Origin of the sequence: Acinetobacter sp. YH12106 (assembly GCF_013418995.1) — a bacterium.
Classification (GTDB): Bacteria; Pseudomonadota; Gammaproteobacteria; order Pseudomonadales; family Moraxellaceae; genus Acinetobacter; species Acinetobacter pseudolwoffii.
This window is the reverse complement of record NZ_VPAV01000022.1, coordinates 13,457-26,120: the sequence shown is the minus strand read 5'-3', so window position 1 is coordinate 26,120 and position 12,664 is coordinate 13,457. Positions and strand designations below refer to the sequence as shown.

Genomic DNA, 12,664 nt, shown 5'->3' with positions numbered 1-12,664 from the left:
CACTAAGCGGGGTTTCTTTTTATCTCGGTATTTAAGAATTAAACACGTTCGATAATGGTCGCAATACCTTGACCCAAACCAATACACATGGTCGCAAGACCAATTTGCGTATCTTGCTGTTCCATCACGTTAAGCAGAGACGTGGTAATACGCGCACCAGAACAACCGAGTGGGTGACCCAACGCAATCGCACCACCGTTATGGTTCACGATGTCTTGCTTGTCATAAATGCCTAAGCCCTTAAGAACAGACAGACCTTGTGCAGCAAAGGCTTCGTTCAATTCAAAAGTCTGAATATCAGAAATCGCAAGGCCAGCACGTTTCAAGGCTTTTTGCGTTGCCGGAACCGGGCCATAACCCATGATCGCAGCATCACAACCTGCAACCGCCATAGAGCGAATTACAGCACGTGGCTTAAGACCTAAGGCTTGTGCACGCTCATAAGACATGAGCAACATTGCAGAAGCACCATCAGACAAGGCTGAAGAGGTTGCCGCAGTCACTGTACCGCCTTTCGGATCGAACACTGGACGTAAAGCACGGAATGATTCGATGTTGGCATCCGGACGGATCACTTCATCGATATCACATAGAACTTTATAACCATCAGCGTTGTGACCTTCAATGCCCACAATCTCGTTCTGGAACAGACCATTTTCAGTCGCAGCCCAGGCACGACGATGTGATTCCACACCAAAGGCATCCTGTTCCTCACGGCTAATGCCATTTATGCGACCCAGCATTTCCGCAGTCAAGCCCATCATGTTGGACGCTTTGGCATAATGCTTAGACGCTTCCGGGTTCAGGTCGATACCGTGCATCATGCCAACGTGACCCATGTGCTCGACACCACCAATGATGAAGATATCACCCTGATTGGTGGCAATTTGCGCAGCCGCAGTATGAATCGCCTGCATAGACGAACCACACAAACGGTTCACGGTTTGACCAGCCACAGTTTTCGGCAAGTCTGCCAGTAATGCGATATTACGGGCAATGTTCATCCCTTGTTCCAGAGTCTGGTTGACACAGCCCCAGATCACGTCTTCAACTTCATTCGGGTCGAATTCGTTACGTACCATCAGGGCACGGACAAGTTCAGCAGACAGGCTGTCCGCACGTACATTGCGGAACATACCGTTTTTGGTTTTACCCATTGCTGAACGTACGCCATCGACGATGACAACGTCACGTGGATTTAAAGTAGCCATTCACGTTGCTCCTTAACCGTAGAATTTTTTGTTGTTAGCAGCCATTTCACGCAACATTTCTGGCGCTTCATAAGCTTTACCAAGGTGCGCATACTTATTGCAAAGCGCAACATACTCAGCTACACCGGTTTGATCGATGTAACGGCATGGACCACCACGGAATGGAGGGAAACCGACACCCATGATCATTGCCATATCTGCTTCAGAAGCAGTCGCGACAATGTTGTCTTCCAGGCAACGAACCGTTTCGTTACAGAAAGCCAGCATCATACGGTCAATGATTTCCTGAGCGTCAAATTCACGTTTTTCCACAGTTGCAACAGAGGCCACAAGCTCATATGCAGTTGGATCAACCACTTTGGCTTTTTTGCCTTTACGGTCAAGTTCATACTTGTAGAAACCCACGTCGTTCTTTTGCCCCAGACGTTTGTTTTCATACATGGTTTGAATCGAACCTTTGAAGTCCGGTTTCATACGATCCGGGAAGCCTTCAGCCATCACTTCTGCACCATGCACGCCAGTATCAATACCGACAACGTCCATCAGGTAAGCAGGGCCCATCGGCCAGCCGAATTTTTCCATCACTTTATCGATTTGCTGGAAATCAGCGCCATCTTTAAGCAATAGGTCAAATGCACCGAAGTAAGGGAACAATACGCGGTTGACCAGGAAGCCCGGGCAGTCATTCACCACGATTGGTGTTTTACCCATTTTCTGAGCAAGTACCACAGTCGTTGCAATGGCTTCGTCAGAGGTCTTCGCGCCACGGATCACTTCAACCAAAGGCATCATATGTACCGGGTTAAAGAAGTGCATCCCCACGAAGTTCTCAGGACGTTGCAGGCTTTCAGCCAGACGCGTGATCGAAATCGTAGACGTATTTGAAGCAATGATGGTGTTCTCACGTACTGATTTTTCAGTATCAGCAAGTACAGCAGCTTTGACTTTCGGGTTTTCCGTGACTGCTTCAATCACGATGTCGACTTCTGTGAATTCGTCATAGCTTAGCGTTGGACGGATACGTGCAAGCGTTTCACCCATTTGCGCAGGCTTCATCTTCTTGCGTTCAACCTGTTTGGTCAACAAGCCATTGGCTTCTTTCATGCCCAAAGCCAGTTGCGGATTACCAATATCTTTCATGATGATTGGTGTGCCTTTGCTTGCCGCCTGGTAAGCAATACCGCCACCCATGATCCCAGCGCCAAGTACCGCCGCCTGGTTCACCGGATGTGCACCTTTTTCATATTTCTTGGAGGTTTTTTTCACCACCTGATCGTTCAGGAACAAACCGATCAGGGCACCTGCCTGAGGTGTTACCGCAGCTTTGGCAAAGCCTTCAGCTTCAGCTTTCAACGCATCATCACGATGCAGGCTAGCGCCGGCTTGTAATGAATCAAGCAATAATTTTGGTGCAGGATATTGAGCAGGATTGGCTTTGGCCAGAACCATGCCTTTCGATGAATTAAACGCCATCATCTGTTCGATCGGGCTGAGTTTAACCGGATCCAGTTTTTCCTGACGCTTGGTTCTCCAGTCTAAACGGCCATGAATCGCCTGTTTGACCAGATCAAGTGCAGCATCTTTAAGTTTTTCAGCAGCAACCACCGCATCTACAGCACCGTCTTTTAGTGCAGCAGCAGGCTTTTTCGGGTTGGCCATGGCCATCCATTCTACAGCATTGTCGATACCGATCAGACGGCTTAAACGCACTGTACCACCGAAGCCCGGGAAAATGCCCAGCTTGATTTCAGGCAGACCGACTTGCGCCTGTTCTGACATGACACGGTAGTCACACACCAGACACATTTCAAAACCACCACCCAGTGCCATACCATTAATGGCCGCCACTTTAGGAATGTCGAGATCTTCGAAGCTGTTGAAAATTTCATGTACCGGCATCGCCCAGTCAACAATCGCTTGTTCACCCTGAGCAAAGTTATCGCCGAATTCTGTGATATCGGCACCGACAATAAATGTAGATTTGCCTGAAGTGACAATCAGACCTTGAATATCGGCATGGGAGACGGCTTCAATAGCAGCCTTGAAATCTTCAATCGTTGCACGGTTGAATTTGTTAACAGACTCACCTTGTAAGTCAAAGCGGAATTCTGCAATCCCGTCCTCTAGCATTTGGACGGTAATGGCATTGCCAGCGTGGATCATGCCCTGATCTCCTTTATTTTGGAGGACTTCTAAGTTGATGTTGTGAAGCAAATGCGCATATCCCGCGCACTTTTAGACTTCGCTAATCTTACGATAACTATATCCAAAAAGAACATAACAAGTTGTATCAAGCCGTGACGCAAGGGTCATCAATTTTTGCCGAATCGATTCCATCTGCGCTGTATTTTTGTTGCCGTTTTTGACCACAGCCTGAACTAAAGATTCTGTTTCAATTCATTATTTTTTATCGATTAGCCTGATTGATATGGAGCAGGGTGGACAATATTCAAGGGCAGGCTTTACCGCTATTTGGTCAATTCAGTCAATTATCGGCCTGTGGAACAAGGGAAATCAGGGCTGAATCTCGCTCAGTACAGGGCGTGCAGGCATGTATAGATATTTTCGGATCAGCCGCAATAAAACTGCAGTTGATTGTTTTAGTCGAGGGTTTTCTGAGGATTTCAGCCCCAGCATGCCTATGTTGATGCTAGGCCTGAAATAACAGTGCTTCTGTTGGATATGACCTCTGTCATCTGGCACAGAATTGTTTATGATGATTAGGCACATAGATATGGGGATCTCGATGCAGGTATTTCGTTCCAAAAAAGACTGGTGGCTGGTCGCTTTTCTGATCTGTATGAGTGGCCTGTTACTGCAACTGCTGCTGACCATGCAGGCCAAAGGCACCCTGCAGCAATATCCACTGCACACTGCCATCTACATTCTGACCATTATTATTCTGTGGTGGCCGCTGTGGAGTACGCGCTATGTGCTGGAAAATGGGGTGTTGAGCATTAAAAGCCTGTGGTTGAGCTGGCAGATTCCGTTGAGCGCCATCCAGTCCATTCAGCCGACGGATCATTCCATTATTGCACCGGCCTTGTCCTTAAAGCGTCTGCGGATTGACTATAGGGAAGACGGCGTGCAGAAATTTGTATTGGTTTCACCTAAAGATCCGACCACTTTTAGACAAGCGATTCAAGCAAATAAACCGGATATTGAGTCTGCATGATTTAAGCTTTTGCTTGCTCAGGCAGAACCACAAATTGTCCATCGACACAGTCCAGATGCAGACTGAACTGCTCGGGCTGGCTTAAAAAATACAGCGCCAGAACCGGTTCCAGTTCGGTACGCAGCTTGCGGCCCAAATGCCGGGCGCCGTAACGAATATCATGCCCTTGATAAAAATAGGCTTTGGCTGCAGCGCTTAAATGCACGCTGCGTTGCTGATGTTGCAAGCGCTTGTTCAGTTTATCCAGTTCAATTTCGACCAGACGCGGCAGGGCATCATGCTGTACCGCCTGATAATGCAGGCTGCGGTCAATCCGGTTTAGAAATTCAGGATCGAATTTACGCTGCATGACTTTTTCAATAATGCGCTGGGTGGGTACATGTTTCAGGCACAGCGCCTGCATTTGCTGTGGCAGGTAGCTGAGTTTTTCCAGATATTGCTGTGCTGCCTGTGCGCCGACATTACTGGTCATAAAGATCATGCAGTTACGAAAATCAATAGTTTTGGTTCCAGCTGTCAGGGTCAATCTGCCAGTATCCAGCACATTCATCAAACCACGAATCACTTCGTTACTGGCTTTTTCCAGTTCATCAAACAACATAATGCCGGGACGGGTATGACTGCCGGCAATCGCCGTTTCATCAAACAGGCTATGACCTTCTTTAGAACCGACATAACCTGGCGGCGCACCGGTGAGTGCCGCGGCATAATGTTCCTGTGCCAGAGTGTTCATGTCAATCCGGCAGAAAGCATCCGGATGACCATAAATCGCTTCGGCAATCAGACGCACGGTTTCAGTTTTACCGACGCCGGTTGGGCCGAGCATCAAGGTGACCGAGAGTGGACGCTCCGGACTGGAGAAATCGGCCTTGACCACATGCAGCATTTTTTCAATTTCATTCAGTGCGGCATCCTGTCCAATCATCCGTTCACGCAGCAATTGCATCACGTGATTCGGCTCGAAATGAAAACGCGGTTTGCCAATCCGGCGATCACGCTCAGAGGGGTGATGGGTGGAGCTGGATGGTTGAACAATATGGATGCCCGATTGCTGCATGGTCATGCGAATCATCTCAAAACTAGACCCTTCGAGCATAGCAAAGTTAAAGGTTGAAATTTAGAGCTTTTAGCAATCAGATCATGCGGAGAAAGCTATAGATTGCAAAGATGGCTGAGCTATAGTTTTAAATTGGGTGTCAAGTTGAGGGGAATTTTGTGTTTTCGCTTGAAAATAACCGAATAATCATCACATATATCTGCAGATTGCATGTAAAAAATAGGCTTTAGGTGAACGAAAACGCACGTCCTCATATCGAGAAAATTCTGGCCAATATGACCAGCTTGCCCGGGGTCTACAGGATGTATGGCAAAGACGGCGAACTATTGTATGTGGGTAAAGCCAAAAATCTAAAAAACCGGGTCTCCAGCTATTTTGTCAAAACGCTGGATCATCCCAAAACCCAGGCCTTGGTGGCGCGGATTTATGATATTCAGACCTTGGTGGTGCGCTCTGAAACCGAAGCCTTGTTGCTGGAACAGAACCTGATCAAGCTGCATCATCCGCCGTATAACATCATGCTGCGCGATGATAAATCTTATGTCTATATCTTTGTTTCCGCAGATAAACCTTATCCACGACTGGCCAGTGGGCGCGGCAAGGGCAAGCATCAGGTCGGCAAGTTTTTTGGGCCTTATCCGAGTGCCTATACCGCCCGGGATACCTTGGTGGTGCTGCAAAAACTGTTTAATGTGCGTTCCTGTGAAAACAGCTTTTTTGCCAACCGAACCCGTCCTTGTCTGCAATACCAGATCAAGCGCTGTTCGGCGCCCTGTGTCGGATTTATCTCTCCGGATGACTACAAAGCAGATGTGGATAATTCGATTCGCTTTTTGCAGGGCGATACCAAGGAGCTGAATCAGGAACTGATCGCAAAAATGGAAGCGGCAGCCGAAGCTCTGGAATTTGAAAAAGCCGTGTTCTATCGCGATCGGATGGCACTGTTAAGAGATGTGCAGTCACAGCAGGCGATTTATAAGCTCAAAGGCGAAGCCGATATTTTGTCGATTGCTTATCAGGCCGGGGTGACCTGTGTGCAGATCATGCATGTGCGCAACGGTAAAATGCTTGGCGGAAAAAGCTATTTTCCGGATATGCTTAGTGATGATCTGGGGCAGATGCTGGCCGATTTTATTGCCAATTTCTATTTTCAGGTGGCGGATGAAATTCCGGCCGAGCTGATTGTCAATGTCGAAGTGGCCGATCGCAAGGAACTGGAAGCTGCCCTGTCGCAGCATTTTGACAAGAAAATCCAGATCAAGTCCAAGGTACGAGAAACCCGCGCGGAATGGCTGGAACTGGCACAAATGAATGTACAGCATGCGATTCAGGGCAAGCTGGCCAATCATTTTGAGCTGAATGACCGTTTCCATCAGCTGGAACAGGTGGTCGGCCGCCCGGTGGACCGGATCGAATGTTTTGATATTTCGCATACCATGGGTGAAGACACTATCGCGTCTTGTGTGGTATTTGATAGTGGTGGGGTACGTAAACGTGATTATCGTCAGTTTTCCATCCATGACATTCAGGCGGGCGATGACTATGCCGCCATGCGTCAGGCTTTGACCCGTCGTTATAAAAAAGCCATGCTGCCAGATTTACTCCTGATTGATGGCGGCAAGGGGCAACTGCATATGGCGATGGAAGTGATGCAGGAACTGGGGCTGGAGGCCTTTATGGTCGGTGTGTCCAAAGGCGAGGGGCGTAAACCCGGTCTGGAAACCCTGCACTTTACCGATGGTCGCAAGATTCAGTTGCCAGAAGATCATAAGGCACTCCATTTGATTCAGCAGGTGCGGGATGAAGCGCATCGCTTTGCGATTACCAAGCACCGCGCCAAACGCGATAAAAAACGCGGTTCATCGGTACTAGAAGTCATTCCGGGCCTTGGGCCAAAACGCCGTCGTGACCTGTTGACCCATTTTGGCGGGATTCAGGGCGTACTGAAAGCCTCAGAAAGAGATCTGCAACTGGTGCCGGGATTGGGTTCAGTCATGGCACGGATGATCTATAAAGTGCTGCATGAATAATTATCAAGCCCAATGCAAGGGCAAAAGAGCACATTGACGCACGGGTCATTGATCATTCACAGCAGAGCAAGCTTGACTCAATATACTGAGGATCAAGACTCACTGAGGGATCAACATGTCTTTGCAGGCGCTTTATGCACAAATTTCCGAACAGGAATGGGTGGAATTTCCATCAGGATGGTTACAGGGGCGCACCCTGTATGGTGGTCTGGCTGCAGCAATGATGATGCAAAAAGCGGTTATTCAGATCAATGATCCGGCCAAACATCTGCTCAGTTGCAGCGTCACCTTTGTTGGGCCGATCCAACAGGCGAAAGTGCGACTAAGTGCTGAAATTTTGCGGGAAGGTAAGTCGGTCACCACCATCGAAGTGCGTCTATGGCAAGACGAGGTAGTACAAAGTATTCTGATTGCCAGTTTTGGTATCTCGCGTGACTCGGAAATTCAGGTGCAGCAAGAAGAACAGGCACCTGACTATGCTGCACCAGAGCAGTTGTTGCAGATTCCTGCTGGTTATGGCCTGCCAGAATGTTATGACCATTTTGAAATCGCCTGGGCGGACGTCAATCTGCCTTGTAGTGCCAGCTCACGTCCGGACTTTGGCGGCTGGTGCCGTTTTCATCCTGAAAAGCATAGCAATCGTGAATTCCTGATCGCTGACCTGATGGCAATTTTCGACATCTGGCCACCTGGTGTACTGCCGATGTTTAAAAGTATGGCACCCGCGAGTAGTCTGACCTGGAGCGTGACTTATGTGCATCCGCTTCAGCATCAACTGCATGATTGGTTTAAATATAAAGTATTTACGGATCATGCTACGGATGGTTATGCAACCGAGCATGCCTATCTCTGGGATGCAGAAAATCGCCTGATTGCGATGGCAAGACAAACAGTGACGGTGTTTGCCTAGTGACACTGACAGCCAATTCGTATAAAGTGAAGCCTATTAATGATGGATCAAACCTCTAAAAAAGTGTGCATTTTCATCGTACATGAGGGGAACAATTGGCGGTGTCTATGACTACAGGTCGTATCCTGAATATTCCAAATATCTTGACCTTGGCGCGTATCGCTCTTATTCCGGTATTTTTATTGGTGGCTTACTGGCCGCCTGCAATGGGCTTTGAAGCTAACCATTCCGACATGACACGGCATATTATTTTGACCACGATTTTTGTAGTGGCTGCAGTGACGGACTGGTTTGATGGCTATCTGGCTCGAACTTTAAACCAGACCTCTGCTTTTGGCCGTTTTCTCGATCCGGTCGCAGATAAATTGATGGTCGCAGCTGCGCTGATTGTATTGGTGCAATGGCAACCTTCAATGTCGATGGCTTTTGCTGCGATTGTGATTATTTCACGTGAAATTACTGTTTCAGCATTACGTGAATGGATGGCAGAACTGGGTGCACGAACCAATGTTGCAGTATCAACCGTGGGTAAGTACAAAACGGCTTTTCAGATGATTGCGATTACCGTGTTTTTGCTGAACTGGCCACCACTGGAAATGCTGGCCTATGCCTTGTTGTACACAGCAGTCATCCTGACTTTATGGTCGATGTTTATTTATCTGAAAGCGGCTTGGCCCTATTTGAAACAGCCTTAAGCAAAATTAAAAAGAGAAGCTCCTTGAAAGGGGGCTTTTTTTATGCGCTTAAATTATCAAGCCAATCGGCAAATTGCAGGCAAAAAAATACCCAGCCTTTGGGGGAAGAACTGGGATGAAATCGGGGTATTTGTTGCTTATTATTATAGTTATTCAAAGATATCTCATCTTCTTAGGGATCATTATAGAGAGACAGTTTTTTTTAATCATGTGGCTTCTTGTAGCAGAATGTTGTGTTTTGTGATTACTCTGTATATTGCTTTTACAATCTATTATTTTGATACAAATCTGAATGTTTTTCAGCAGGATAGTGGCTGACTAGATAAACGAAATAGAATAAGTAAAAATCTGTTTTTGTGCTCTAAGTGTGAGTTAGTAAGATTTGCTAGAATTAGTCAAAAAATCCCCTGAGATAGGGGATAGATTTATGCCTACGCGGACTTCATTCTTGTTTTGTGTAAAAAAGAAAGGCAGGGCTTTAATGTGAAAAGTTCCTGCATTGGGAGCTCTTCACATTCAAAACTACCCGCTTCGCTGGTCTTGAGTAATGTTTAGAGCAATACATAAAAAAAGAATCCCCAATAATGGAGATTCTTTTTTAATTTAAGCCTAAGCGCGCTTTCAGCGCTTGTCTTGCATAATTTTTAAAGTAACGCTTTAAAAATTACTCAGGCTTCAGCCCTTCAGCTTTTTCCAAAGTTTCGTCATTGCTAAAGAACTTTTCACGTTGTTCTTCTAGAAACTTTTTCGCGTCCGGTTCAAATACGTTTAAACGCTTTTCATTAATCAGCGTAGTCTGGTGTTTGAGCCATTCCTGCCAAGCCTGTTTAGACACATGGTCAAACAGTTCCTGACCCTTGGGGCCTGGGAAGGGTGCAAAGTCCAGGCCTTCCATTTCTTGTTGATACTTACGGCAAAATACTTGTCGAGACATATCAATACTCCGAATTTAAGCTAAAAAAGTTAAGCGTAAAGATTTTCTAAGCGAGTATAAGCCCGGGCAATAGCAGCTTCGACTTGCGCAGGTGCAGTTCCACCAATATGGTTACGTGCATTCACAGATGCTTCAAGTGTTAACGCTTTTTCAAATACATCGGCCTGAATCAGTTCAGAGAACTGTTGAAGTTGTTCAAGTGTCAGCTCAGACAAATCTTTCGACTCTGCAACACCCAGTGCTACAGCTTTGCCGACAATTTCGTGCGCATCACGGAATGCAACGCCATTTTTCACCAAGTAATCTGCCAGATCAGTCGCAGTAGAGAAACCACGTAGCGCTGCTTCGCGCATTTCAGCAATGTTTGGAACCAGTGCAGGAATCATGTCGGCAAATGCCATCAATGAACCACGTACCGTATCGATCGCATCAAACAAGGGTTCTTTGTCTTCCTGATTGTCTTTGTTGTACGCCAGCGGCTGGCCTTTCATCAGGGTCAGCAGACTCATCAGGTCGCCATAGACACGGCCGGTTTTACCACGTACCAGTTCAGGCACATCCGGGTTTTTCTTCTGTGGCATGATTGAAGAGCCCGTACAGAAACGATCCGGAATATTCACGAATTTGAACTGCGCTGAAGTCCATAGAATCAGTTCTTCAGACATACGAGACAAGTGCATCATAATTAACGAGGCAGCAGCATTAAATTCAATTGCAAAGTCACGATCCGATACTGCGTCTAAAGAGTTTTCAGCAACGGCTTCAAAACCTAACAGCTCAGCGGTGTAAGCACGCTCGATCGGATAGGTGGTTCCTGCAAGTGCAGCAGAACCCAGTGGCATACGGTTGACACGTTTACGGCAATCAATCAGACGCTCAGAGTCGCGTACCAGCATTTCAAACCAGGCCATTAAGTGGTGACCAAAAGTCACCGGCTGAGCGGTTTGTAAATGGGTGAAGCCCGGCATGATGGTATCGGTGTTTTTAGCCGCTAGGCTTAAAATACCTTTTTGTAATTTTTCGAGTAATTTTAAAATCGCATCAATTTCATCACGTACATAAAGACGAATGTCAGTTGCGACCTGATCATTACGGCTACGGCCAGTGTGTAATTTCTTGCCTGTGATGCCAATACGCTGAGTCAGGCGCGACTCAATGTTCATGTGCACATCTTCTAGGTCAATGCGCCATTCGAACTTACCTGCTTCAATATCGGCTTGAATGGCAGTCAGACCTTCGATGATGTCATCGCGTTCCTGTGCCGTCAGTACGCCTACTTTGGCCAGCATGGTTGCATGGGCAATCGAGCCTGCAATATCCTGTTTATAAAAACGTTGGTCAAATTGAACAGATGCTGTAAATTCAGCAACAAAAGCATCAGTCGCTTCAGAGAAACGACCACCCCACATACCCGAAGTCTGGGCTTGTGATGGATTAGAGGAATTAGAAGATGTGGTCATGTCGGCTCAATCAGATTAAAAGCAGTAGAACGAAAAAGAGTATAACAAATTCAAAGCCCATTGCCGAAGTCACATCTGCTCAATCTTTCGCATCGATAAACGAGCAAACACAAAGTTCCTATTTTTTTAGCCAGATTGGCAATCTTCGCTATTTGATGGAACTGTTTGTCGGCGGCAATATTCTGGCCATGATTCTAGCGCTCGCAGAAGCACAGTCGTGGCAAGCTTTAAATGCGATGCATCTGCTGCAATATATGCTGTATATCAACTGGGTACTGTTATGTTTTGCAGCACTGGTGGAATTATTCCATCAGGCCTTTCAGCATATGGGGATTAAGCTGGCGCTCATTTCCGGTTTTTTGCTACTACAGGCCATTGTGGTGCTGACAACCATCAATCTGAATGTTGTGATACATTTTGGAATGAATTTTAATTTTCAGGGCTTAAACCTGGCAATTGCCCTGGATCAGGTTGGGTTACATCTCAGTTTGGGTGTTTTGCTCGGTATGTTTTGTTTTCGCTACCTGTATTTGCGTGAACAATGGGAACAGCAGCAGCATAGTGAACTGAATGCCCGGATTCAGGCCATGCAAGCGCGGATTCAACCGCATTTTCTGTTCAATAGTATGAACAGTGTGATTAGCCTGATCAGCATCGATCCGGATAAAGCCGAACATATGCTGCTGAATCTGTCCCGCTTATTTCGTGCCAGTTTTCAGGAGTTGAAACTGGTCAGTCTGCAAGAGGAAATTGATCTGTGCCAGCGCTATCTGGAGATTGAGCAGATCCGTTTGGGTGAACGCCTGCAAATCGAATGGAAGTTAGAAAACAAAGACTTATACTCACAAGTACAAATCCCATTATTAACTTTACAACCCTTGTTAGAAAATAGTATTTTCCATGGAGTTGAAAAAATTCTCACAAAGAGTACGATAAGCATATTGGTTGAAATATTGCAAAATCAAATTAATATCATTATTACTAACCCTTATACGCAGGATAATAAAACTTTAAAAAAGGGGCATGGTATTGCAATAGAAAATGTCAGACAGCGTCTGCAAGCTTATTACGGACCCAGTATGACCTTTCAAACCTTTGCCGGCGAAGGGATGTTTACGACGGTAGTGCGATATCAATATAAATAAAAATAAATCAAAGAAATCGCAGTTAGCTTTATCATGTATTTGATCAT

Annotated in this window: 11 protein-coding genes; 6 read left to right on the top strand and 5 right to left on the bottom strand. The window is 46.4% G+C overall.

Annotated features, from left to right (window positions below):
• Window positions 1-38 precede the first annotated feature (38 nt).
• On the bottom strand, window positions 39-1,211 hold the full coding sequence (gene fadA / locus FTU45_RS12805) for an acetyl-CoA C-acyltransferase FadA (protein ID WP_180076508.1): 1,173 nt from the start codon (window positions 1,209-1,211) through the stop codon (window positions 39-41).
• A gap of 12 nt (window positions 1,212-1,223) precedes the next feature.
• A complete protein-coding gene (gene fadB / locus FTU45_RS12800) occupies window positions 1,224-3,374 on the bottom strand; it encodes a fatty acid oxidation complex subunit alpha FadB (RefSeq protein WP_180076507.1) in 2,151 nt (716 codons plus the stop codon).
• Between the two features lie 583 nt (window positions 3,375-3,957).
• Between fadB and FTU45_RS12795 the strand changes: the two genes are divergently transcribed.
• Window positions 3,958-4,386, top strand: coding sequence for a PH domain-containing protein (locus FTU45_RS12795; protein WP_034609149.1), 429 nt, complete (start codon window positions 3,958-3,960; stop codon window positions 4,384-4,386).
• A gap of 1 nt (window position 4,387) precedes the next feature.
• On the opposite strand, the gene FTU45_RS12790 is transcribed toward FTU45_RS12795, so the two are convergent.
• The gene (locus tag FTU45_RS12790; RefSeq protein WP_180076516.1) at window positions 4,388-5,449 is read right to left on the bottom strand and encodes an AAA family ATPase; all 1,062 of its coding nucleotides are present in this window, start codon (window positions 5,447-5,449) and stop codon (window positions 4,388-4,390) included.
• A gap of 224 nt (window positions 5,450-5,673) precedes the next feature.
• Here FTU45_RS12790 and uvrC point away from each other — a divergent pair, with 224 nt between their 5' ends.
• The 4 genes from uvrC (at window position 5,674) to FTU45_RS12770 (ending at window position 9,396) form a co-directional block, all read left to right on the top strand.
• Window positions 5,674-7,473: an excinuclease ABC subunit UvrC gene (uvrC, locus tag FTU45_RS12785; protein WP_180076506.1), complete on the top strand. Its 1,800-nt coding sequence runs from the start codon at window positions 5,674-5,676 to the stop codon at window positions 7,471-7,473.
• Window positions 7,474-7,588: 115 nt separating this feature from the next.
• Window positions 7,589-8,383 carry a thioesterase family protein gene (locus FTU45_RS12780; RefSeq protein ID WP_100329465.1) on the top strand — a complete coding sequence of 265 codons (795 nt, stop codon included), beginning with the start codon at window positions 7,589-7,591 and terminating at the stop codon, window positions 8,381-8,383.
• A gap of 107 nt (window positions 8,384-8,490) precedes the next feature.
• Entirely contained in the window at window positions 8,491-9,078 is a 588-nt protein-coding gene (pgsA, locus tag FTU45_RS12775) for a CDP-diacylglycerol--glycerol-3-phosphate 3-phosphatidyltransferase (RefSeq protein ID WP_005095228.1), read from the top strand.
• A 42-nt stretch (window positions 9,079-9,120) separates the two neighbouring features.
• Complete coding sequence (locus FTU45_RS12770; RefSeq protein ID WP_180076505.1) at window positions 9,121-9,396, top strand: hypothetical protein; 276 nt, start codon at window positions 9,121-9,123, stop codon at window positions 9,394-9,396.
• A 346-nt stretch (window positions 9,397-9,742) separates the two neighbouring features.
• Here the strand turns inward: FTU45_RS12770 and FTU45_RS12765 are convergent, their stop codons facing one another.
• The gene (locus tag FTU45_RS12765) at window positions 9,743-10,012 is read right to left on the bottom strand and encodes an oxidative damage protection protein (RefSeq protein WP_005095230.1); all 270 of its coding nucleotides are present in this window, start codon (window positions 10,010-10,012) and stop codon (window positions 9,743-9,745) included.
• A 29-nt stretch (window positions 10,013-10,041) separates the two neighbouring features.
• Complete coding sequence (gene argH, locus FTU45_RS12760; RefSeq protein WP_180076504.1) at window positions 10,042-11,472, bottom strand: argininosuccinate lyase; 1,431 nt, start codon at window positions 11,470-11,472, stop codon at window positions 10,042-10,044.
• On the opposite strand from argH, the gene FTU45_RS12755 reads away from it, so the two are divergent.
• Window positions 11,463-12,617 carry a sensor histidine kinase gene (locus tag FTU45_RS12755; RefSeq protein WP_180076503.1) on the top strand — a complete coding sequence of 385 codons (1,155 nt, stop codon included), beginning with the start codon at window positions 11,463-11,465 and terminating at the stop codon, window positions 12,615-12,617. The genes argH and FTU45_RS12755 overlap by 10 nt on opposite strands.
• Window positions 12,618-12,664: the final 47 nt, after the last annotated feature.